This is a genomic window from Microcystis sp. M079S1, assembly GCF_020246425.1.
GTDB lineage: Bacteria > Cyanobacteriota > Cyanobacteriia > Cyanobacteriales > Microcystaceae > Microcystis > Microcystis aeruginosa.
Genome location: NZ_JADBSZ010000302.1, coordinates 1 through 23,321 on the forward strand (window position 1 = coordinate 1; position 23,321 = coordinate 23,321).

The window sequence follows — 23,321 nt, forward strand, 5'->3', positions numbered from 1 at the left end:
CAGGGGGTCAATTACCTAATTTTCAGGGAAAAAGTGCCTAAATTTCCCCCCCGATCACCCCAAGGTCTGGCACTTTTTGATGGGAAAAAAGTCTAAAATTCTTATCCAACAAGGTTTTTAGATTTATTCAGCAGACCCTAAGTAGGGAGGCACAATTATTTGTAGGATGGGTTAGCGGTAGCGTAACATAATCAGGCGTTGGGTTTCATGCTTCAACCCAACCTACGTTCATCTTATATTTAATTCCACCCACCCACTTAATTGGTCTATAGTAGTGATTGTGGCTGTCCTTCTAGGTTGAGCCAAAATGGGGCTTTCTTTTTGGTGAAAAAATGTCCTTTCTCTTGATCTTTAGGGTCAATTATTGCCAGAAATCACCAAAATAGAGTAATTTCTTGCCATCCTCTTGCATATTTTCTCGATCGAGCGGCTTTTCAGTCCCGAAAATCCTTACAATAGGAGATGAAGATAGCCTGAAAAGTTGGAGAATATGAATTATCTCATTGCCGTGTTAGCTGATCGCATAGAAGCAGAAGAAGCTGCCGTTGCCCTCGAAAAAGCGGGAATTCCCCAATCTCAAGTGACCATTCTCGGTCGCGGCTATAAAAGTGCCGATGAGTTCGGTTTGATCGATCCCTTCCAACAGGCCAAAAAACGGGCTACTCTCATGGCTTTTTGGCTAATTCCCTTCGGTTTTGCCGGTGGCTACCTTTTTAACCTGATTACGGGATTGCATACCTTTGATTGGGCCGGAGAACCGGGCAATCATATTGTTGGCGGCATTGCTGGGGCGATTGGGGGGGCGATGGGCAGTATTTTCGTCGGTGGTGGCGTGGGTTTGTCGTCCGGCAGTGGCGATGCACTTCCCTATCGTAATCGTCTCGGTGCTGGAAAATATATTATTGTCGTGCAGGGTTCCGAAAACTTGAAAAATCAAGCGACTCTTATCCTCCGTCAATTTAACCCCGAAAATCTGCAAGGATACGCCCTAGAACAGTGAACGGTTATCGGGAATAAGTTATCGGTCATTTGATTTTTTCCTAAGAATTTTTGATTAATTACCAGAAAACAATGTTACCGAGAGAAGAATTACTAAAGGGTGTCGAAAATCGCGAGGAGATAGCGAAAGTTATTGATAAAGCCGAACAAGCGATCAAGACTTGGGAAGTGACGGTGACAGACTTTCTTTCTCCCGCGGTTTTAGCGGAAGTAGAACGGGTTTTTCAGCGTTTAACCGATGTGTCAATGGAAAAATGGGGTGGTTATCCCCAAGCAGAAAGACAGCGCCTGGGTATTGCTAGAGTTGATCTACCTTTGGCAGTAACAGATATTCCCCTATCTGCCCTTGATATTGCCGGTAATTTTCTTTTTGATACCGCTAACCACCGGGATTTTTTAGGGGCGATGTTGGGGACAGGGATCGTCCGGGAAAAAGTCGGCGATATAATCGTTTTAGGTGAGCGAGGAGCGCAGGCGATTGTAGTGCCTGAATTGGCAGATTTTTTATGTGCTAATTTGCGACAAGTGCGTTCGGTTCCCGTGAAAACTAGCCCGATTCCTTTGACGGAATTAAAAGTTAGACCACCGCAAAAAAAAGAAATTAATACCGTGGAAGCTTCCTTACGTTTAGATGCGATCGCCTCGGCGGGTTTTGGCGTTTCTCGCAGTAAAATGGCCGAAGCAATTAGTGCCGGGGATGTGCGAGTTAACTGGAAAGATATCAGTCAATCTAGTTATAATGTTAAAACCGGTGATTTGATTTCTTTTCGGGGAAAAGGTCGTTTAGAAGTGGGTGAGGTTACTGTGACAAAAAAAGAGCGCTATCGGGTTCATTTAACTAGATTTATTTAGTTTTTTCTGTCTCTAGAATTTGTTATTAGACAGATTAATTGCCATGGCTGATAATTTCGCCGTAATCGTGCAACTGTGTCAAGTTAGTCCCATCGGTAAACTATTACCGGGGGCGCTTTATGTTCATCGAGAAGCATTACATCAACTTGATCCTATTCTCCAGAATTACGAACAACAAGCAAGAATTAATCAGCATTTATCTGAGGCAACAATAATTAAATTTAGCACCGATAAACCGAAAATATCCTATCTTTTTTATCCCGATTTTGATCGGGAACCTCACCCAGCTTTAACTAAAAGTTTAGTGGTAGATATGGGGACATTAATCTTAAGTGAATGGAATTATCAAAATGCTGATAATCCGCCCATTTTACACCGAAAAGAAACTTTTGTGACTAGGGACTATCCCCTTTATCAAGAATTCGAACATCTCACAAAAATAGAGAGTGCTTTAGGACTTTTAAACAGTTCTTATCCCATCGGTACTAAACAGGAATGGCAACGGCTTTTAAGAAAGCATCACCTTGATTTTGCAGGAGATTATTTAGTTTGTAATCTAGAGGGACAAAAGGAAAAATCGATAATAATTGATCGCCACAAAGCCGCTCTTGTTCGCAAAACCCTTTCTCGTCCGACAAGATTAGCATTAGCGGCGGGATTATTCCTTCTTGAAACCACTTTTTTTGATTACGGTTGTGGTTATGGAGGTGATATAGAACGCATAGCTGAACAGGGTTATCAAAGTGAAGGTTGGGATCCTTATTATCGTCCCGATAGTCCTTTAATTGAATCTGATATTGTTAATTTAGGCTATGTAATTAATGTTATTGAATCTGCCGAAGAACGGCAGGAAGCCTTATTAAAAGCTTGGCAATTAACCCGTCAAGTTTTAATTGTTTCAGCACAGATTCTAATTGATGATAGCGAACGGGGTTTAATGGCTTATGAAGATGGAATTATAACCCGTCGCAATACCTTTCAAAAATACTATCAACAGGAAGAACTAAAACAGTATATTGATAGCACTTTGGGGGTTGATTCTATTCCGATAACTTTGGGAGTTTATCTAGTTTTTCGAGAGGAAGAAAAAGCCGAAACTTTTCGTTTATCGAGATGTCGTTCCCGCACTACCACTCCTAAAATTAAAACCCATCTCAAACGCTTTGAAGATTACGAAGATTTATTAACTCCCCTGATGGAATTTTATAGCCAGCAGGGACGTTTACCCGTTGCAGGAGAATTATTACAAGAGGAAGAAATTAAGGCAGAATTTGGCACTTTTAGACGAGCTTTTCAAGTGATTTTACAAGTAACAGAAGCGGAAGAATGGGAGATAATTGCCGATAAAAGACGCGCCGATCTTTTACTTTATTTAGCTTTAAGTCAATTTAGCCAATGTCCGAAAGCACGGGAATTATCCCCCGCTACCCGTGCCGATTTTAAAGCTTTATTTGGCAGTTATCGCAATGCTTGCGCTTTAGCAGAAGAAGTATTAATAAGTGCGGGAAATCTGCCAGCGATCGCTCGTACTTGTGAAAATAGTTCTTTAGGCAAACTTTCCCGTTATTCCCTAACTATTCATATTAGCATTCTGGAAAAATTACCGATGTTATTACGCTTATATGAAGGTTGTGCTAGTCAAACTATCGGACGGTTAGAAAATGCTAACGTTATTCGTTTATCCTTTCGTCAACCCAAAATTTCCTATCTCTATTACCCTAATTTTGAGACAGAAATCCATCCGATTTTAGCTACTAGCATGGATGTATATTTAGGTTCGGCTGATTTTAGTTTTCGCGATTATCGGGATAGTAATAATCCGCCAATTCTACACGAAAAAGAGCTTTTAGTAACGGCGGATTATCCTAACTATGATAAATTGCTTCGCTTAACTAAATTAGAAAGGGATTGGGGATTGTTAGAAGATAGAAAAGCGATCGAACGTTTACAGGGTTGGCAAAAATGTTTAGAGGAGCATTGTGCTACAATCAAAGGCTATCAGATCCTGTGGCGAAAAGATGCTGATCCCTATAAAGTTAAGATTTTACGCGCTAAAATTAAGGCCAGAAGAAATCAAAATAAGTCTTCCTGAGTAATTAAGTAAAATAGATGAGGTAATTAATTTTATGATGACTACGATTCGGTTACAAGGATTAGAAGGTTTCGAGTTAAAAGCTAATGATCCTGAACAAAGAATGTTAATTTCTGGGGTTAATTGGCAACAGTACGAAACCCTCTTAAAACATTTAGAAGATAGTTCCAGTTATCGCATTACTTACTTAGATGGAATGGTAGAAATTATGGCTCCTAGTCGTCGTCACGAAGTTAGCAAAGAAGATATCGGTAGATTAGTGGAAGCTTATTTAGAATATGCTGAAATTGATTTCTGGGGATTAGGTTCCACCACGTTGCGAAAACAGGAAAAAGAAGCTGGGAAAGAACCTGACAAATGTTTTTGTTTATTTACAGAAAAAGAGTTTCCTGATTTGGCGATAGAAATAATTTTAACCAGTGGCAGCCTGAAAGTCTTGGAAGTTTATAAAAGATTGGGAACTCAAGAGGTTTGGTTTTGGCAAGATAATCAGTTAAAAATCTATTCTTTGCAAGAGAATGGCGAATATATTTTAATCCCTAAAAGTGCTTTATTACCGGATTTAAATTTAGAATTATTAGCCGAATATGTCAACCATCCTAATCCCCGTCTTGCTGTCAAAGAATTTCGCTCGCAGTTACCAGAAAATTCCCCGCTATAATAACTATTGTCTTTCCATGAATTCCCAAGTCAAATTTAACCTATCTATCCTAGCAATATTTTTATTTTCTCTGGCGATAAGATTCTGGAATCTCAGTCAATTTAATACTCTTGTTTTCGATGAAGTTTATTATGCTAAATACGGCAATGAATATCTAATCGGTAAAGAATTTTTCCAGTCTCATCCACCGTTAAGTCAATATTTAATTGCTATTAGTATCTGGATTGGTTCCCATTTTCCTGCCGCTCCTGAAACCATTAATAATTTAACAGGTTCCCCGCGCTCAACTTTTAGTTATCGCTGGTTAAATGCTTTCACTGGTTCTTTTATTACCCTAATTATTGGCGCAATTGCTTATCAATTAACTCGGAGAAAAACTGTATTTTTAATCACAACTTTTCTCGCCAGTTTAGACGGATTATTTCTGGTGGAATCCCGCTATGCTCTCAATAATATTTACTTAATTTTATTCGGTTTGTCTGGACAATTATTTTTTTTATTAGCACTCCAGAAAAATTCAAAACTCAATTGGTTATTATTATCGGGAGTTTGTTTCGGTTTAGCGGCAAATATTAAATGGAATGGCTTAGGATTTTTACTGGGAATATTTATTTTTATCGGTATTGCTTGGTTAATAAAATTATTGAATCAAGAGCAGTCAAAAGATAATCTTTGGACAAAGGCAACTAACCTGAGATTAGAGTACATTTTTATCGCCTTAATTGTCTTTCCCTTAGTTACCTATAGTTTGCTGTGGATACCTCATCTTCTCGTCAACCATCAATATAATTTTTGGCAAGTACATCAAGAAATTTGGTCATTTCATCAGAAAATAAAGGGTAATCAATCTGATGTTCATCCCTATTGTTCTCCCTGGTATAGTTGGTTAGTAATGGGGCGACCTGTGGCTTATTATTTTAAGAGAGTAGGTGATAAAATTTATGATGTTCACGCTATGGGAAATCCGTTTTTGTGGTGGTTTTCTACGGGAGCGATTCTAGTGGTTTTTAGTCGATTATTTAACCGAAAAGAGCGAGTAATTTCCGCCTATCTTATCTGTAACTATATTGCCAATCTGCTGCCCTGGTTAAAAATTGGTCGCTGTACCTTTCTCTATCATTATATGGCTGCCTATAGCTTCACTTGGATTGCCCTAGCTTGGCTCTTAGCCGATGGTTTAGAAAGTTCCAGTCCTATTTATAAAAATTGCTCGCGCTCGCTGATAATTTTGATAACTTTTGCTTTTATCCATTGGCTACCAATTTATTTAGGCATTCCCCTGTCAGTGCGGGATTATTATCTGAGAATGATTTTTCCCAATTGGATTTAGGATGAAATTAGCCGCAAAAACTGATACAATAACATCATGATAAAAAGCGATCGCAGGAGTTATGGGTAAACAAAGAATCTTATCTGGTGTGCAACCAACCGGCAATTTACATTTAGGCAATTATCTCGGTGCGATCCGCAATTGGGTGGAGGGACAAAAAGACTACGATAATTTCTTTTGTGTCGTCGATTTACACGCGATCACCGTTCCCCATAATCCCGCCACTCTTGCGGAGGATACTTTAGCAATTGCCGCTTTATATTTAGCCTGCGGAATTGATTTAGAATATGCGACTATCTTTGTCCAATCCCACGTTAAAGCTCATACGGAATTAACTTGGTTATTGAATTGTATCACCCCTTTAAATTGGTTAACCGATATGATTCAATTTAAAGAAAAAGCGATTAAACAGGGGGAAAATGTTGGCACAGGTTTACTCGATTATCCCGTGCTAATGGCCGCCGATATCCTACTCTACGATGCCGATAAAGTACCCGTGGGAGAAGATCAAAAACAACATTTAGAATTAACCCGCGATATAGCCGTTAGAATTAATCATCTTTTTGGGCAACCGAAACAACCAATTTTAAAACTTCCTGATCCGATGATCCGCAAGGAAGGAGCGCGGGTGATGAGTTTAACCGATGGCCGGAATAAAATGTCTAAATCCGATCCTTCCGAGATGAGTCGGATTAATATTCTCGATAGTCCCGATGTCATTGCCAAGAAAATTAAACGCTGTAAAACCGATCTAGTTAAGGGTTTAACTTTCGATGATCCAGAACGTCCCGAATGCCATAATTTATTAACTCTCTATAGCATTTTATCGGGAAAAAGTAAAGAGGTAGTCGGGGGAGAATGTGCCGAGTTAGGTTGGGGACAATTTAAACCGATGTTAACAGAAGTCACCATAGAATCTCTGCAACCTATTCAGGAAAAATACGCCCAAATTAGAGAGGATAAAGATTATTTAGCCACGGTTTTGCGGCAAGGTCGTCTCAAAGCAGAAGCGGTAGCCAATCAAACCCTCGATCGAGTCAAAAATGCCATGGGTTATTTACCACCATTTTAGGGATAATTTTCGGGTGCATCTGATAATTATCAATCTACTCAGTTGAGATTTTTCAAGGAAAACTCGCTGCTTTATCAGTCAATCTTTAACTCTTGGTGGGGTTTTACCCCCCCATCCAGGGTAAGGGAAGGAGAATGATTACAAAAGTTATTAAATTAAGCACAACTCCAGTGATATTTTGGTAAAATAAGGGCATAATTAAACCTATCAAAATACTTACCTGTCCTTTGAGATTATGGTTGTAGAGTCCCAGCGGAAACAAAAAAAACTATCGTCTAGGGAAGATGAGTCTCGTCCAATTGCCAGCAAGGAACAAAACTCTTATCTAGCAGAGGGAATTGTTGATCATCAATCAACTCAGATTGCTCCTTCCTCCTTACTACAGCCATTTTCTCCAGAGTTAGAAAAAGATAGAGCCAACAAATTTAATTTTCTTAAAGAAATTCTGGTTAGTCATCTTGGTCAACCTTTTTACTCGGACAACGGCTTTATTCTTTATCAAGGAGATGCCACAGACTTTTTGTCTAAACTATCTCATAGTGACATAAAAATTGACCTCACTGTTACATCACCACCTTATAATATTGGCAAAGAATATGAACGAGTTCTTTCAATCAATGACTATGTTGATTGGTGTGCTAATTGGCTGCGGCAAATTTATCAGATTACTCAAGATAACGGTGCTTTGTGGCTAAATGTTGGTTATTTAGAAGTACCAGAAAAGGGATTATGTGTTCCGATTCCCTATCTTCTTTGGGATAAGTCTCCCTTTTATCTTTTACAAGAAATTGTCTGGAAATATGGGGCAGGTGTTTCTACAAAAAATCGTCTTAGTCCTCGCAATGAAAAATGGCTTTTTTATCTCAAAAATTGCCAAAAATATACTTTTAACTTAGATAATATTCGTGACCCTAACGTTAAGTATCCCAATCAAAAGAAAAATGGTAAATATCGTTGTAATCCCCTCGGTAAAAATCCTTCTGATGTGTGGGAAGTTCCTAAAGTCACTACAGGAGAAAAGCGCAGTTCTAAGGAAAGAACCGGACATCCCGCACAATTTCCTTTAGCAATTGTCGAGAGAATTATACAAGCTTCATCTAATCCGGTAGAAATAATTCTTGATCCCTTTGCCGGTTCTTGTTCTACAGGAATAGCGGCCTTGGGATTAGGAAGAATTTTTGTGGGTTTTGAAATTCGACCAGACTATTGCGAGATAGCTGCAGAGAGATTTAAAAGATTTAAAAAAGAAAGAAGCAATACTTATATTCAAGGATCATTATTATAGTATTAAGTAGTCGGACATAAATTCTGTTGTCTATCTTAAGAAATGTAAATTGCCGCAATTCTTACTGACGACCGACTCCTGACGACCGACTCCTTACCCCACAGTTAACTTTACTTTTGTCCAACTACTTAAAAACGGATTTGCTATGATTGACTTTTTTTAACTTGTTTTCGCATTTTCAAGGATTGAAAATGCGATCGCCAATAAAAGTAGCAGAGTCCGGCAGTTACCCCCAGACTAAGAATTGTTATCCCCGTCGGAATTTCAAACATCCCCGACCCGGTTACTAATATGTTGTAGTATTGTAATAAGAGGATTTTTTTCCTGAAAAATTGTCATATTTGAGGTTTTGATTATGCCTTATACAAATGAAGAAGGTGGACGCTTAAATAATTTCGCCGCCGAACCGAAAGTTTATCAAGCGGCTCCCCCGACTAAATCGCAACAACGTAATTATCTTTTCTGGGGCGTTGCTGCGATCACACTTGTCGGTGGACTGTTAGCCGTCGCTTTTTACGCATCTCAAGCTGGCTAAAATTTAGTCCCTCGTAGTTGCGATTTAGCCCCTTTCACTCCTCTTTACCGCTAATATCACAACTACTCCCTATTTTAAGGCTTTTGACCCTGAATTAATGCCACTGCTGACTGAGACTTAGCCGCAGTCCCCTGTTTACCCTGAGATAACGCTAGACGGGCCGCCTCCTCTAAATCAGCGATCGCTTTTTCCCTGTTTCCCAATTTATAATAGGTCAAACCCCGATTGTGGTACGCTTCGGCAAAATTAGCATTGATTTTCAGACTCTCATTATAGTCCCTTAAAGCCATTTCCTGCTGTCCGGCTCGGTTATAGGACAGGGCGCGATTATAGAAAATGCGATCCTGTCCTCTAGTTCCCTGTAAACTCAAAGCTTTTGTGTAATCCTCGATCGCTTCTAGGTGTTTACCTAAGTCATCCTTAGCATTACCGCGATAAATAAAGAAATCAGCAAAATTTCCGTTTAAAGCGATCGCTTTTGTGCAATCTTCCACGGCTGCCTCGTATTTTTTCGTCAGATAATGCACATAACAACGATTACCGAGAGCATTAACATAATTGGGGTTGATTGTCAAGGCCTGGGTATAATCTGCGATCGCTCGCTCGTACTGGCCGAGAACTAACTCCGCATAGCCGCGATTATAGTAAGCATCGGCATCCTTGGGTTCTAATTGTAGAGCTTGAGTAAAATCTGCGATCGCCCCTGAGTAATCCCCTGCGGTTAAACGATCCACCCCCCGATTATAAAATTCTACAGCTTTCACGGGGTTAGCGGTAGTTTGAGCGCTTAGGGGAGAGATAGTCAGTAAAAAAGTCGCTATAGCTATAATAATTGTCAATTTTTTCTTAATTTTCATAATCCGTTCACCTAAACAATTCAAGGTAAAATTAAACAGCCCTACTTACAGGTCAAAATATCATGATTAAATCTCTTTTGGCGACTTTCCTCCTAATTACCACCCTCCTCTTCACCGCTTGTGCAACTCCCATCGCTGGACTGCAAGGATACACCAGTGGCAGCCAAGGCTATCAATTTTTATATCCTAAGGGTTGGACGCAGGTGGATGTGAAAAAAGTTGCAGGAGTAGATGTGGTTTTTCATGACCTGATCGAAACTAGCGAAAATTTAAGCGTTATTATTAACCCCGTCCCCGACAATAAAACCTTAACAGATTTAGGTACTCCCTCGGAAGTTGGCTATCGTCTCCTGAAAAATAACAGTCTTAACCCCAATCTCGATAAGGAAGTAGAATTAATTCGCTCAGAATCCCATCAAATCGACGGCCAAGATTATTATATCCTCGAATATCAAGTTAAATTACCCAACGGCCAAGAACGTCATAATCTGGCCAGCGTCACGGTTAATAATCATAAACTCTATTCTTTTAATCTTTCCACTTCCCAAAAACGTTGGACGCAAATTCAAGAACTCTTTGAAACTATCGTTGATTCTTTCTCGGTTAGTTAGGGAAACTGGCAATAGGCAATAGTAAAATGTAGGGTGCGTTAGACGGCAAAAATTCCTGTTTTGACTTAAAGGTAAAAATCCGTCGTAACGCACCACTGGCAACAGACAATAGTAAAATGTAGGGTGCGTTAGACGGCAAAAATTCCTGTTTTGACTTAAAGGTAAAAATCCGTCGTAACGCACCACTGGCAATAGGCAATAGTAAAATGTAGGGTGCGTTAGACGGCAAAAATTCCTGTTTTGACTTAAAGGTAAAAATCCGTCGTAACGCACCACCTATCATCAACTAGGTAGCCGGTTATAATTAAAGATAACATATAAAGAACCAGAAGCCTGTCCCACTATCTAACAATTAATTGAGATTACTTACTGAATCAGTTACCAGTAATCAGTAAGAAAGTGGTAACTGATAACTGGTAACTGATAACTGATAACTGATAACTGATAACTGAATATGAGTAACTCGGAAGAAAATAGACTAGATAGAATCGAATCTCTTGCTGAAACTACCCTAACAGAACTACGCGAGATTAAATCAGGACTACAGGAGATTAGATTAGGATTACAGGAGATTAAATTAGGACTACAGGAAACCAATCAGGGATTAAAAGAAACTAGAGCGATCGCTAATTCTAACGCCAAATCGATCGAAGCGTTAACTAATAGTCTTGCTGAGTCTAAAAAAGAATGGGAAAAAGACAGACGGGGACTTTATCAACTGCTAGGACAATTAACTCGATCGATGTCGGATTTTTATGAGGTTCAGTCAGATTTTTACAATCGATTTGACAAAATTGAAGAAAGAGAATCACGCATGGTTGAGATTTTAGATCGTTATTTACCCCCCGAAAATCCTGCCAATTCTAGCAGAAATAGCTAAAAAACTGATAACTGATGGTGGGTTACGGCAAATAGATAAATTGATAATTAAGTCTAATAATTTGTCATTGCCTAACCCACCCTACCTAACTGTCTTCTATCTTGTTTACTTTAAAAATTATGTCCATTCCCTTGATTCTTGCTTCCGCTTCTCCTGCGCGTAAAAAACTATTACAAATGATCGGAATCGATCCGATTGTGCGGGTGAGTAACTTTGATGAATCGACAATTAATGCTGATGATACTCTCCATCTTGTCCAAACTTTAGCCCAATGTAAAGCGCAAACGATCGCCCCCCAATTTGATACAGGATTAATTCTTGGTTGTGATTCCGTCTTAGAAGTAGCGGGGGAAGTCTATGGCAAACCCAAGGATAAATCAGAAGCGATTGATCGTTGGCAAAAAATGCGCGGTCAGGTGGGTGTACTCTATACAGGTCATGCTTTAATTGATCGAGTTAATCATCAAACCTTGACTCGTTGTGGGATTACTAAAGTTCACTTTGCCAATATCAGCGATGAAACAATTATTGCCTACGTTGACACCGAAGAACCCCTCAAATGTGCCGGCTGTTTTGCCTTAGAAGGAAAGGGGGGTTTATTCGTGGAAAGATTGGAGGGATGTCACAGTAATGTTATCGGTTTAAGTTTGCCCCTATTTAGGCAGATGTTAACGGATTTTGGCTACCAAATCACTGACTTTTGGTGATCTTTTTGCCGATGATTTCCCCAAATTTATTGACAAAAAGACTTGACAAATTCTCAGATTTGTGTTAACCTTTTATTATAATGGGAATCCGTGTCGCCCTGCGAACCCCTCTTTTTTCTATCGGATAGCCCCAAAATTTTTAACCCTTTCCTTTTCACTTTTTCCCGAAAAAACTATGTCTTGCTTGCGCGTGGGAATTGCCGGTCCGGTGGGTTCAGGAAAAACAGCCCTGCTCGATGCCCTGTGTAAAAATTTGCGGGATCAATATCCGATCGCCGTAGTCACCAATGACATTTATACTCAAGAAGATGCCCAATTTTTAGTGAGATCGCAAGCTTTAGCCCCGGAAAGAATTTTAGGAGTAGAAACGGGAGGATGTCCCCATACAGCTATTCGCGAGGATGCCTCAATTAACTTAGTTGCCATTGAACAGTTAGAGAGAAAATTTGCTAACTTAAAGTTAATTTTTCTGGAAAGTGGTGGTGACAATTTAGCGGCAACCTTTAGCCCCGAATTAGTAGATTTAACCATCTATGTGATTGACGTGGCAGCCGGAGATAAAATTCCTCGCAAGGGGGGACCGGGTATCACCAAATCGGATCTATTGGTAATTAATAAAATAGATTTAGCCCCGATGGTGGGGGCAGATTTAGGGGTGATGGATAGAGATGCAAAAAAGATGCGCGGGGATAAACCCTTTATCTTCACCAACTTGAAAACACGGGAAGGATTAGAGCGAGTGATTGCCTTTATCGAAAAGAATTTATACTAAGCTATTACTAGGAATAAAAAAGAGAGCGCCAGAAAAACTTAGGTAAAGCTAACATTCTTTTCCAGCGCCAAGGTTCCTGATAGAGTCGATACAACCACTCTAAATTATTGTCACAGAAAAAGCGAGGGGCGCGGATTTTTGTCCCGGACCAGATATCAAAACTGCCCCCCACACCTACCCAGATAGCTTGGGGACAGAGATATCGATGTTCCCTAATCCAATATTCTTGTCGGGGTACTCCCAAACCAACTAAAATTAACCGCGGTTGTTGATCTTTTAACACCTCAATCCAATCGGACATTTCCTGGGAGGATAGATAACCGTGGTTAGTCAGAATACGGATATTAGGTATCTTTTTTTGCCAATTACTTGCCGCTTGTTCAGTAATCCCCGGTTTACCACCAAAAAAAGCAATAGGAAAACTTTCTCCCTGCATTCCTAACTCAGTAATTAAGGATTCTGATAATTCAATACCGGGGCAGCGGGGTTGTTTTTTACCCCTTAATTTTAAGTAAATGACAATCCCGGCGCCGTCGGGAATAACTAAATCTGCTTCCCGAATAACTTGGGCTACTTTGGCATCATTTTCCCCTAACATTGCCATTTCTGCATTAAGAGTGACAACGTGGGAACCAAAACCTTGATAGGTGCGATCAATTAACCAACGACTGTAGTTATCGAGAAGATGAACCGGTAAACCGAGAACTGAATATTTAGGGGGAGTTTCTAACATAAGTAGGTAGGTGCTAAAAGTTGTCAGACACCCCCCTTATTAAGAGGGGATTAAGGGGGGATCGGCACCCCCCTTATCAAGGGGGGCAGGGGGGATCATAGGCCAAATCTATCTTCAATTTAATTATAAATAATTACTTATAATTCATCTTGATTTAGTTGTCATTTTATCGAGAAATTGGCACAAAATCTACCCCAAAACTAGAACGAGAACCGGGTTTAACTACCACTAATTGCACGGATTGATTGCGATCGCCAGAGGGTAAAAATCGCACTGGATTAGTCGCCCCGGGAACAGAAAAATCACTGCTTCTTAACGCCTGTTGAACTCCCTCGCGGCTAGATTCTGCCTTAATTCCAGCGATTAAAGCCTGAGCAGCGTCATAGGCGGTGGCCGTGCGCCAATTTACGTCTCCTTGCCACAATTGGCGGGAATTATTCACAAAAGGACTATTCGGATTAGCCCCCAAATGCCAAGCGACAGCCACAACCATGCCCAGGGCATTTTTTCCGCCTACATCCAGAGTTTTGGGGCTATAAACGTCATCACCCGCCACAATCGGTAATTTTTGACCATTGATTTGAACCACCTGCAAAGCCTTATCTAGGGTACCACTATCCCCAAGAAGGGCGATTAGATTTGCTCCCTCCTGTTGAGCTTGTTGGAGGCTTTTAGAAGGGGTAAAAGTCAGGGAAGATAGATCAAATTCACTCACCACTTGACCTCCTCCTAATCCTAAAGCGGTGATAAATTCAGATTTTAGGGATTGACTATAATTACTTTGGGAGTTAAAAAATACCACTGCCTTGACGTTAGGATTTTTTTGCAAGCTAGATTCGGCTAATGCCCGTGCCGCCACAAAATCACTGGGAACAGAACGAAAGATATAGTCACCAAAATTGGAGAGTTTAACTGAGGTACTGATGGGGGAAATCATTACTAATCCCCCTTTTTGATAGATAGCAGCTGCGGCTAAAGAGGTGTCACTGCTAGTGTGTCCTACTACTCCTAAAATGCTGTTATCAGCCGCTAATTTTTGGGCAATTTGAGCGGCAATTTCGGGATGATCAGCATCATCAGCAATGAGAACTTTTAAAGGAGTGCCATTAATTCCTCCAGTTTGATTGATTTGATTTTGAGATTGGGCAACTCCTCGTAAAACTTCTAGGGCGGTGTTGACATTGCTCCCAATTGGCACGGAAACGGCGATAGTATAGGACTTAGCTTGACCAATACGGGCGTTATTTAAGTAGATGAGAGCTTCGGGATCATTTTGATTAGTTTGCAGGGATTTTTCTAGGAGGTAAACTGCTTGCTGAAAGTCTCCTTTTCCGATAGCCTGTATGGCGGCTTGTTTGTCAGAAGAAGCACCTTCAACTATTAACAATTTTTCCCCTTGACTAAATCTTGCTTGTGCCGATACCGATTTTTGCCCTGGTGATATTTTCTCGATGTTAGAAAGATTGGTTGGGTTATTTTTTCCTTGAAAACGATTATATAACCACCAACCACCAGCCCCAAAAAATATTAGGGTAATCAGCAGGGCTAAAAGCAGGGTAACGGTCTCATTTTTCTGGCTCATGGGCTGATCAACTAAGATTAAATTAATGGTTTAATCGAGATTTTTAGTTAATATAAGTAACATTTTTTTGTTTTTAATAGGGCTAATTCAAGTCTGAATGGCACCAATATCCGATCTACCTTGATAGAATACCTCATTTGGTGTCTGATAGTCAAGACATTGTTTAAATGCGTCTTAGCTTATTGGGGATACTTTACCTTTTTGTTTGGGAATCTTCTAAATGTTTTACCAAAACATTTGAGGATAAAGGACCGTGTAAATGACTCCAGGGTAAAACCTGTTCTAAACGCCATTGTTGATGGACGTAATAATCTAGAGGAGGAATTTGTCCTTTTAGTTCCTTAAAAGCCCGTTTATAACTGCCTAAAGAATCACCGTAGCCACGGGTTAATTCTAACAGGGAAGTTAAGCGGCGATCACCTCTAGATAATAGGGCTTGAATCACTGACCAATTATAACTTTCTGGTCGAAATTCTATGCCCTGTTTACCTAATTGTTTCTCTAGATATTTTAATCTTTTTTCGGCCATTTTATTAACTCCAAACCACTGAAAAGGAGTATGGGATTTAGGCACAAAGGTGCTGCAACCGAAAGAAATTCGCAGTCCAGAGGCGGCTTTTTTTAAGGCTATTAACATTTCCACAGTTGCCGCAATATCTTCGGTTTCTTCTCCCGGTATTCCCACCATACCATAGAGTTTTATCCCTTTTAAACCGCCCGCTTTAGCATTAATAGCAGCTTGGATAATTTCATCATTGGCTAACTTTTTGTTGATAATTTCCCGCAAGCGATCGGAACCACTTTCTACGGCAATAGTAATTGATTTGCTGTCTCTTAGGGATAAAATTCTAGCTAATTTTTCCGTGACGGTATTAGTTCTAACTGAAGCGATCGAGAGTCTAACTCCCTCAAATTTTGGTTGAAAAAGATAATCAAGTAAGGTTTCAAATTCAGGATGTTGGCTGACGGAAGCACCTAATAAACCCAGGCGATCGGTCACTTTTAAACCTTTTTCAATGGCGGGAATTAGAGATTCTAAACTAGCGGTACGAAAGGGTAAAGTTAGATAACTAGCTAAACAAAAACGGCACATTTCTGGACAACTTCGCACCACCTCTACCATATAAATATTCTCCCATGCCGCTTGTTTTGTCACCACCGTAGAAGCTGAAAGGGTACTACTGCGATAGGTTTGTTTACTAACAAAGGCAGGAACATTATTATCTATGGGTAGAATTGCCCTAATCTCACCTTCTGGACTGTCATAATTAACGGTATATAAACTAGGAACATACACCCCCGGAACCTGGGCCAAATGACTGAGTTTCGTCGGGCGATCGGCGTTTCTCACCTCTTGATAGGCATTAATAAAATCAGCAATTAAGTTTTCACCATCTCCCAATAAAATTACATCAAAAAAAGCGGCAAAAGGTTCGGGATTAGCGGTTAAAACTGGACCACCTCCGAAAATTATCGCTTGCCTATCTTGCCGTTGATGACTGTGACAAGGAATTTCTAAAGATTCTAACAGCGAGAGGATATTAACATAGTCTAATTCCCAAGAAAAGGAAAAGCCGACTAATTCGGGATAACGGGGTAAAGATTCTTGAAAATCCGTAAATAAACGACTAACTTGTATATCCGATCGCAGGGCTAAAGTTGCCCAAACAATTTGATAACCTAAACTGGTTATACCCACGGAATACTGATTAGGAAAGGCAAAAATAGTTCTAAGGGCATCACTGTGGGGTATTGCGGGAGTAAAGAGGAGTTTTTCGTCTTGTAAGATGGTCATTTCAGTTATCAGTTATCAGTTATCAGTTATCAGTTATCAGTTATCAGTTATCAGTTATCAGTTATCAGTTATCAGTTATCAGTTATCAGTGACTACCAGCAGTCTTCAGTAGCTTTTAATTTTCATTCTCTTGAAAGGGGAGGCTTGTTACCTCTTGTTTTTGGTCATATAAGTAGGTGGGTGGAATTAAATATAAGATGAACGTAGGTTGGGTTGAAGAATGAAACCCAACGCCCGCATGGGTTACGCTACTGCTAACCCATCCTACAAATAATTGTGCCTCCCTACTTATAAGTTTAATTTAATCGGGGGGTGAAGGGGAGGAAAATATCTCAATATACAGTTCTAGGATCATATCTCAGGTTATGATCCTAGGGAGTCGGTGGTCAAGAACAAATTTAAGTTATACTTCCTCCCTAGGGATAGCTATTGTATTTACAGGAGATTTTCTCTTATATCCTAGCAATTTTCACAGCTTAACTAGGTGTCGATTTTATTCCTGCGCGCTGCTTTCAAGCAACTCTTTATCTCCTTCACTCTAGTCAGAACGAAATCTATGAATAACCCAGAAGAATACGTTATAATCGTAGCGAAAATCCTTGATTTAACCATTCCCGATCGCTATTTAAATTCTGTGGTTGAAAACTGGCAACGCTTGCAAGAAATCGCCAGTTTAGTGACAGAATTTCCCTTAGAGGATGACGGGGAAAGCGCCCTCAGCTTTGAACCATGACTATTTCTGTGAGCGATTTAGCTCGAGCGATCCAAAATCGTCAAACTAGCGCCTTAGAAGTTATTAATCGGACTTTAGCGGAGATAGAGGCGAAAAATCGCCATTTAAATTGCTTTACCGACATTTTACACCCTAGAGCCCTCGCTCAAGCCCAAAAAATCGATCTAGCGATCGCCAAGGGGCAATCCATCGGCCCCTTGGCAGGAGTCCCCTTCGCCGTCAAAAATCTCTTTGATATCAAGGGTATTGTCACCCTTGCCGGTTCCAAAATCAATCGAGATCACCCTGCCGCTGGACAAGATGCGATCGCTATTCAAACCCTAGAAGCGGCCGGGGCAGTTTTGGTGGGGGCGACCAATATGGATGAGTACGCCTACGGTTTTGTCACCGAAAATGCCCATTATGGAGCCACTCCCAACCCCCGCGATCCTAGTCGCGTCTCGGGGGGATCCTCTGGCGGTTCCGCCGCTGCCGTTGCCGCTAATTTAGTGCCTCTCGCCCTCGGTTCCGATACTAATGGTTCGGTGAGGGTTCCCGCCGCTTGCTGTGGCGTGGTGGGGCTAAAACCCACCTTTGGGCGCGTATCCCGTCAGGGCCTATTTTTGTTCGTTAGTAGTTTAGACCATCTGGGATTTTTTAGCGGCAATGTGGCGGATATGACGGCTATTTGGGGTCTTTTTGCCAAAAATAACCTTAAAGCTCCTTTAAATGGCTTAGAGGGCGTAAAAATAGCCCTTGCCGATGATTATTTTCAGCAGGGAGCCGAACCGGAAGTATTCGAGGTGGTGACAGCGATCGCCGAACGTTTAGGAGTGAGCCAAAAAATCACCATTCCCGAAACCACCCGCGCCAGAGCAGCCGCCTATATAATTACCGCTTCTGAGGGGGCAAATTGGCATTTACCGCGTTTACAGACCAGATTAGAGGATTTTGACCCCGCAACCCGGGATCGCTTCTTGGCGGGGGCATTAATTCCCTCTAGCTGGTATTTACAGGCTCAACGTTTTCGCCGTTGGTATCGCGATCGTCTGCGAGAGATTTTCACCGAAGTCGATATTATTCTCACCCCGACGATTCCCTGTATTGCGCCACCGTTAGGAGTAGAAAAAATGATTATTGACGGGCAAGAGCTATTAATTAGACCTAATTTAGGCAGATTCACCCAACCTTTTTCTTTTATCGGTTTACCAGCCCTTTCTTTGCCGATTAAACGTTCATCCAGGCTACCTTTAGGTTTGCAAATCATCGCCGCACCCGATCGCGAAGACTTAATCCTAAGCGTAGCCAGGGTTTTAGAGGAAATGCTCATAGATATCCCGCATAAGTGAGATTTCAAGGGCGTACTTCCCCTTAAAATCCCTAATTTAGGCACTTATTAAGCGAAAAGGTCAGTTTTCCAGTCTGAGTAAACAATCTACTGGCTCGGAGACTCCTTTTCAATCACATCTAACCAAGCGGCGGCCGATCGCTCCCAAGTGTCAGTTAGGGCAATTTGACGACATCTTTGGCGCTCTTGGGCTAAAAGCTGGGGATTTTTCAGTAATTCGACGATTTTCCAGGCTATAGCTTCCTGAGTAGCCGGATCGGTTACTTCCCCCGGCACTTTCACACAGTAGTCTTTTTCTCGAAAAACGGCAAAATCCGTCACCACTGGCAGACAGCCTACCACTGCTGACTCGCGCACAGAAATACAATCGATCTCACGATAGGTGCAACCGTAGTAATGAATAGCAGAGCGAGCTTTTTCCTCGATTAGTTGACGATAACCCATCATTCCGCGATCAACTACCCCCGGACTAGCTTTAATCAAAGCGATTAAATTATCGCGCCATTCCTTGCGATCGCCACTGCCATCCCGTTTAGTAAAACCATAGTAGAGATGTAACTCGGCTGCGGGAATTGCCGCCTTGATAATCGGCCAGCCATGCTTTAACATCGACTCTAGGCCGCGATAATAACGAGAGGCATAGACTAGACGATAGGGAAGATAGTCACTTTCCGGCACCGTCTCACTTATAGCCAAAAGGGAAGTATCGATACCATTAGGAACAATCGGACATTGATTATCGGCACAGAAATCCAGTAAATCCCGTTGATATTGGCTTTTACAGAAAATTTTGTCATATCTAGCCAAAATTTCCGGGGTATAGGAGTCTGCCGGCACTTTAATATCGTGCCAATCAAAAAAAATTCGTTCTGCCTTGGTACCCGGACGGCAATAGGTGGGATGACGAGAGATCACCAATGTCTCAAAGTGATCCTGCCAATTCATCTGGTAATAATTAACATAGCGAATACCGTCCTGTTCCCCTTCCATACCCTCACAATTGCCAAAAATCGTCACTTTATAGCCGCATTTCGTCCATTCTTGCGCTAAAAAAGCCACCGATGCCTGGGTGCCACTGGCCCCGCGTTGCCAAATTTCCGCCGGAAGCATGGGACGATATTTTTCTGTGTAAATAACGATCGATTTTTTCGGCCAACGACGGGTACTCAAACGCTGTTTAATTTTAAATAGGGAAGGTGCGCTGGCTCGTAGCCATTGTTTGAGATTAGATTGTAGGGATGGAGTAGCTTGTGACACTCTTTTTCTCCAAGATCGAGGGAAAATAGGGGCGATGGGTGATAGAGTCTTAGTTGCTTGAATTTAACTCGATTTATCGACTCAGTAAAACAATTCGAGCCTATCATATAATGGGTTCATGTCAAAAATCAATCTTTTTATTGCCAGCCATCTACAAGGAAATCTATGAAAATTGTCATCCCGATCGTGTTTTATCGCAAAGGAGGAGTAGAAAGAGTCATTATCTCTTTAATACCTAGCTTATTAGAATACGTCGAACAAATTATTATCGTACTTCCCCGTAATGATATTGAATATTTTAAGTCTTTAATGCCCGATTCCGATAAAATTATCTACGAGGATTTCGCTTTTTATCCGAAAAGTTTTGAGACAAAATTAATCTATTTTTATGGTCTTATAGCGAATTTTTATAAAACCCTAAGACTGACTTATATTCATCGTCTTTTCTCTCGTAGAATTGAACTTTTACGCCTAGAAGCAAGAATTAATCAGATTATCAAGCGTTACCAAGCTGATCATTGTTTGTATGGGATGACTAATCGGATTTCTCCCCCCAATGTCAAGGTTACTTTAAGTGGCATTATTTATGATGTGTTTTGGCAATTTGCTCCCTTAACCTACTCAGAATCCTATCAAGAACCCTACAATGAAGTCTTAAAAGAATGGTTAGATCGGGCTGATCTACTGTTCACGATTTCCCAAAAAACTAAAGACGATGTTTTAAAAGTTTTTCCCAATGCTACCTATGCTAGTAAGTTAAAAGCTGTACCCTTAGCAGGACTTATCGAGCAGTCTAATCCCAAGAGTGATTTAGTCAAAAGTGAGCTAGTTAATTTTTATTTTCCCTCCTCCTTTGGTATCTACAAAGATCATCTGACTTTGCTCAAAGCAGCCATTAAACTAGCGAAACAAGGTTTAAAATTTCAAATAGTTTTCATCGGTAAAGAAACCGATAATCTAGTTAGTGGAAATCTGCAATTATCTCAACAATCCAAAACCCAAGAATACCAAGACTATCTCGCCGAATGTACCCAACTTTATCAGGAAAATCAAGAAATTTTCCAGAGTCACATCAAGGGATTAGGTTATCAAGACTATAAAACCTTACAATTTTATTATCAAACCTGTTCCTGTGTGGTATTTCCCTCAAAATACGAAGGTTTTGGATTAGCAATAGCGGAAGCCATTTTACAAGGTATTCCCGTTATTGCTTCCGATTTAGAAGTGTTTCAAGAACAGGTGGAATTATATAATTGTCCTGAAAGAGTGCAATTCTATCCTAGGGGAGATGCGGACAGTTTAGCCAATTGCTTAGAACAATTTATCCTCAATCCAATTCCTCGCTTGTTACCCGAAGATATCCCCAATAAAATTAATCTCTGGACTTGGCAAGATGTGGCAAAAAAATATGTAGAAATACTGAAAGAAAATGCAGGTTACTGATCTCTATATCTACCCGATTAAATCCTGTCGAGGTATTCAATTATCCCAAGCTGAAGTAACTCCTAAAGGTTTACTCTGGGATCGGGAAATGATGTTAGTGGATGGCAAGGGTAAATTTATCACCCAAAGAGAATATCCGCAGTTAGCCACCGTTTCTGTCACGATTACAGGAGATAAACTTTCTCTGAAAACATCTCAAGATTCCCTGACTTTTCAGCCTAATTTTACAGGAGAAAAAAGAGCGGTTCAAATCTGGGAATCTCAAACCATAGCCATGGATCAAGGGGATGAAATTGCCGAATGGTTCGAGAAAATTCTCGACATTCCTTGTCGTTTAGTGCGACAATCTCCTGATTATCCACGTCCTGCGAATTCTCGCTATGCGGGGAACGATCATACTCCCGTCAGCTTTGCCGATGGTTATCCAATTTTATTAACTAATACTGCTTCTTTAGAGGACTTAAATCGGCGTTTAGTTGCACCAGTGCCGATGAATCGTTTTCGGACTAATATTGTTATTAGTAGCGATCGAGCTTTTAGCGAAAGTAGTTGGCAAAAGATCACAATTGGAGAGATAAATTATGCTCTAGTTAAACCCTGTAGTCGCTGTATTATCACCACCACCGATCAAGAAACAGGTAGGAGAAATCCCCAGCAAGAACCTTTAAAAACCTTAAGCACTTTTCGCAGTTTCCCTGGAGGCATCATGTTCGGAGAAAATGTCATCCCCGAAAAGATAGGTACAATTAAAGTCGGCGATCCTATTACCGTAATCTAGAGATATAGGAGCAGCCCTTTCAAGGTCAGTCAAATAAACTACTAATTTGCCATAACCAGTCCGGGAGAACCATAATCTAGAGATAGTCTCCTATCGATAGAGCGGGTATGGGAGGTACATAAATATAAAACTAAGGGGAATTTACCAGAATGTCAGGAGAAACCGTCACACATCCCCCAGAAACTGTCTTAAACGATATCTAAAGACAGCACTTTTGTCGAGGCACAAGCCCTAGTTTTTATCAAATACTGGCAACTAACTCTTGAAAAGCTAAAAATATGCCTAGAAATCAGCACCGAACTCTTGACGGAGGGAGCGCAGTATATCTGATCCGAAAGTTGTCTCACCAGTTTGTACTAACCAACGTTCCAAGTTACGATTGGCATCGATAAACTTCTGGGATGAGTCTCCCTTGTATCCGACCACTAATCCATCCGAACAAACGATCCACTCGAATCCCGCGATCGCACCTCTGGGATTACTGAGGATCACCCCTCGATAACCCAAATTCCCACTAGGTTCACCGGCGTTGGTAGGGGACAAACGCTGCAGTCGTTGGAGTAGTTCCTGACTATCGCGCTCGTTAAGAGTCCAATGGGGATTGGGACGACCACTAAATATATCGAGTTCTACTTGCACAATGGGCTCCACTGTCTGAGTGTAAACTATTGGGCCGAGCAGGCAAAAGAGGGGTATGGCGATCGCCACCATTGCTGCCACCTTTCCCCTCCTTCCCTCGGTTTCTACCTTAGCCATCTAACTGACCTGAGTTGAAACGTTTAACGAATTTTTTGGCTCTTACAGGTATAGAAATAGCCGCAAAATTGTGTATAAATTCCGCGATTACAGGTTTCGGGATTTGTAATCACCCGGTTACTATTAAGCTAAAACGCACTTAAACCACCTAAAATAGAAATAGTAACTTGAGAAAAATCCTACTTATGCCAGCCAAAGATTTCCTAGACTTAGAAGAAAAGAAAAACTTACAAAAAGCTCTTAAAGAAGAAGAAAGAGCAGAGG

General features: G+C 40.9%; 23 protein-coding genes. 16 read left to right on the forward strand and 7 right to left on the reverse strand.

Annotated elements, in window-relative coordinates; genetic code table 11:
* Positions 1-490 precede the first annotated feature (490 nt).
* The 8 genes from IM456_RS19450 to psb34 all read left to right on the forward strand — a co-directional run bounded on the left by IM456_RS19450 (position 491) and on the right by psb34 (position 8,826).
* Positions 491-1,000: a hypothetical protein gene (locus IM456_RS19450; protein WP_002796683.1), complete on the forward strand. Its 510-nt coding sequence runs from the start codon at positions 491-493 to the stop codon at positions 998-1,000.
* 71 nt (positions 1,001-1,071) lie between these two features.
* Positions 1,072-1,851: a photosystem II electron transport protein, Sll1252 family gene (locus tag IM456_RS19455; RefSeq protein ID WP_149987910.1), complete on the forward strand. Its 780-nt coding sequence runs from the start codon at positions 1,072-1,074 to the stop codon at positions 1,849-1,851.
* 43 nt (positions 1,852-1,894) lie between these two features.
* A complete protein-coding gene (locus tag IM456_RS19460; protein ID WP_287691996.1) occupies positions 1,895-3,943 on the forward strand; it encodes a DNA phosphorothioation-associated putative methyltransferase in 2,049 nt (682 codons plus the stop codon).
* 34 nt (positions 3,944-3,977) lie between these two features.
* Positions 3,978-4,604, forward strand: coding sequence for a Uma2 family endonuclease (locus tag IM456_RS19465; protein WP_149987908.1), 627 nt, complete (start codon positions 3,978-3,980; stop codon positions 4,602-4,604).
* 16 nt (positions 4,605-4,620) lie between these two features.
* Entirely contained in the window at positions 4,621-5,934 is a 1,314-nt protein-coding gene (locus IM456_RS19470; RefSeq protein WP_149987907.1) for a dolichyl-phosphate-mannose--protein mannosyltransferase, read from the forward strand.
* A gap of 61 nt (positions 5,935-5,995) precedes the next feature.
* Positions 5,996-7,006, forward strand: a complete 1,011-nt coding sequence (trpS, locus tag IM456_RS19475) for a tryptophan--tRNA ligase (protein ID WP_149987906.1) — start codon at positions 5,996-5,998, stop codon at positions 7,004-7,006.
* A 235-nt stretch (positions 7,007-7,241) separates the two neighbouring features.
* Positions 7,242-8,291: a DNA-methyltransferase gene (locus IM456_RS19480; RefSeq protein WP_149987905.1), complete on the forward strand. Its 1,050-nt coding sequence runs from the start codon at positions 7,242-7,244 to the stop codon at positions 8,289-8,291.
* A 355-nt stretch (positions 8,292-8,646) separates the two neighbouring features.
* Positions 8,647-8,826 carry a photosystem II assembly protein Psb34 gene (psb34, locus tag IM456_RS19485; RefSeq protein ID WP_024969104.1) on the forward strand — a complete coding sequence of 60 codons (180 nt, stop codon included), beginning with the start codon at positions 8,647-8,649 and terminating at the stop codon, positions 8,824-8,826.
* A gap of 74 nt (positions 8,827-8,900) precedes the next feature.
* On the opposite strand, the gene IM456_RS19490 is transcribed toward psb34, so the two are convergent.
* Complete coding sequence (locus IM456_RS19490) at positions 8,901-9,683, reverse strand: tetratricopeptide repeat protein (protein WP_149987904.1); 783 nt, start codon at positions 9,681-9,683, stop codon at positions 8,901-8,903.
* 62 nt (positions 9,684-9,745) lie between these two features.
* Between IM456_RS19490 and psbP the strand changes: the two genes are divergently transcribed.
* Positions 9,746-10,294 carry a photosystem II reaction center PsbP gene (gene psbP / locus IM456_RS19495; RefSeq protein ID WP_002771776.1) on the forward strand — a complete coding sequence of 183 codons (549 nt, stop codon included), beginning with the start codon at positions 9,746-9,748 and terminating at the stop codon, positions 10,292-10,294.
* On the opposite strand, the gene IM456_RS19500 is transcribed toward psbP, so the two are convergent.
* Positions 10,287-10,577 (reverse strand): hypothetical protein, encoded by a 291-nt coding sequence (locus tag IM456_RS19500; protein WP_287629807.1) that lies wholly within the window; start codon positions 10,575-10,577, stop codon positions 10,287-10,289. The two genes, psbP and IM456_RS19500, sit on opposite strands and share 8 nt — an antisense overlap.
* A 171-nt stretch (positions 10,578-10,748) precedes the next feature.
* Here IM456_RS19500 and IM456_RS19505 point away from each other — a divergent pair, with 171 nt between their 5' ends.
* The 3 genes from IM456_RS19505 (at position 10,749) to ureG (ending at position 12,653) form a co-directional block, all read left to right on the forward strand.
* Positions 10,749-11,174, forward strand: a complete 426-nt coding sequence (locus tag IM456_RS19505; protein WP_287692000.1) for a hypothetical protein — start codon at positions 10,749-10,751, stop codon at positions 11,172-11,174.
* 119 nt (positions 11,175-11,293) lie between these two features.
* A complete protein-coding gene (locus IM456_RS19510) occupies positions 11,294-11,881 on the forward strand; it encodes a Maf family protein (RefSeq protein WP_287629803.1) in 588 nt (195 codons plus the stop codon).
* 175 nt (positions 11,882-12,056) lie between these two features.
* Entirely contained in the window at positions 12,057-12,653 is a 597-nt protein-coding gene (gene ureG / locus IM456_RS19515) for an urease accessory protein UreG (RefSeq protein WP_004158168.1), read from the forward strand.
* 7 nt (positions 12,654-12,660) lie between these two features.
* Here ureG and IM456_RS19520 read toward each other — a convergent pair whose 3' ends face one another.
* The 3 genes from IM456_RS19520 to IM456_RS19530 all read right to left on the reverse strand — a co-directional run bounded on the left by IM456_RS19520 (position 12,661) and on the right by IM456_RS19530 (position 16,763).
* Complete coding sequence (locus tag IM456_RS19520) at positions 12,661-13,386, reverse strand: WecB/TagA/CpsF family glycosyltransferase (RefSeq protein WP_287692002.1); 726 nt, start codon at positions 13,384-13,386, stop codon at positions 12,661-12,663.
* Between the two features lie 166 nt (positions 13,387-13,552).
* Positions 13,553-14,968: an ABC transporter substrate-binding protein gene (locus IM456_RS19525; protein ID WP_287692004.1), complete on the reverse strand. Its 1,416-nt coding sequence runs from the start codon at positions 14,966-14,968 to the stop codon at positions 13,553-13,555.
* Between the two features lie 193 nt (positions 14,969-15,161).
* The gene (locus IM456_RS19530) at positions 15,162-16,763 is read right to left on the reverse strand and encodes a B12-binding domain-containing radical SAM protein (protein ID WP_287692006.1); all 1,602 of its coding nucleotides are present in this window, start codon (positions 16,761-16,763) and stop codon (positions 15,162-15,164) included.
* Between the two features lie 556 nt (positions 16,764-17,319).
* Between IM456_RS19530 and IM456_RS19535 the strand changes: the two genes are divergently transcribed.
* Together IM456_RS19535 and IM456_RS19540 are read left to right on the forward strand one after the other, a co-directional pair.
* A complete protein-coding gene (locus IM456_RS19535) occupies positions 17,320-17,496 on the forward strand; it encodes a DUF4089 domain-containing protein (protein WP_149987897.1) in 177 nt (58 codons plus the stop codon).
* Positions 17,493-18,824: an AtzE family amidohydrolase gene (locus tag IM456_RS19540; protein WP_287692009.1), complete on the forward strand. Its 1,332-nt coding sequence runs from the start codon at positions 17,493-17,495 to the stop codon at positions 18,822-18,824. The genes IM456_RS19535 and IM456_RS19540 overlap by 4 nt, the downstream gene beginning before the upstream one ends.
* A gap of 86 nt (positions 18,825-18,910) precedes the next feature.
* Here IM456_RS19540 and IM456_RS19545 read toward each other — a convergent pair whose 3' ends face one another.
* Positions 18,911-20,080, reverse strand: a complete 1,170-nt coding sequence (locus tag IM456_RS19545; protein ID WP_287692011.1) for a glycosyltransferase family protein — start codon at positions 20,078-20,080, stop codon at positions 18,911-18,913.
* Positions 20,081-20,245: 165 nt separating this feature from the next.
* Here IM456_RS19545 and IM456_RS19550 point away from each other — a divergent pair, with 165 nt between their 5' ends.
* Together IM456_RS19550 and IM456_RS19555 are read left to right on the forward strand one after the other, a co-directional pair.
* Positions 20,246-21,523, forward strand: coding sequence for a glycosyltransferase (locus IM456_RS19550; RefSeq protein WP_287692012.1), 1,278 nt, complete (start codon positions 20,246-20,248; stop codon positions 21,521-21,523).
* The gene (locus IM456_RS19555) at positions 21,510-22,301 is read left to right on the forward strand and encodes an MOSC domain-containing protein (RefSeq protein ID WP_287692013.1); all 792 of its coding nucleotides are present in this window, start codon (positions 21,510-21,512) and stop codon (positions 22,299-22,301) included. The genes IM456_RS19550 and IM456_RS19555 overlap by 14 nt, the downstream gene beginning before the upstream one ends.
* Before the next feature lie 282 nt (positions 22,302-22,583).
* On the opposite strand, the gene IM456_RS19560 is transcribed toward IM456_RS19555, so the two are convergent.
* Positions 22,584-23,057, reverse strand: coding sequence for a hypothetical protein (locus IM456_RS19560; RefSeq protein WP_287692015.1), 474 nt, complete (start codon positions 23,055-23,057; stop codon positions 22,584-22,586).
* Positions 23,058-23,321 lie beyond the last annotated feature (264 nt).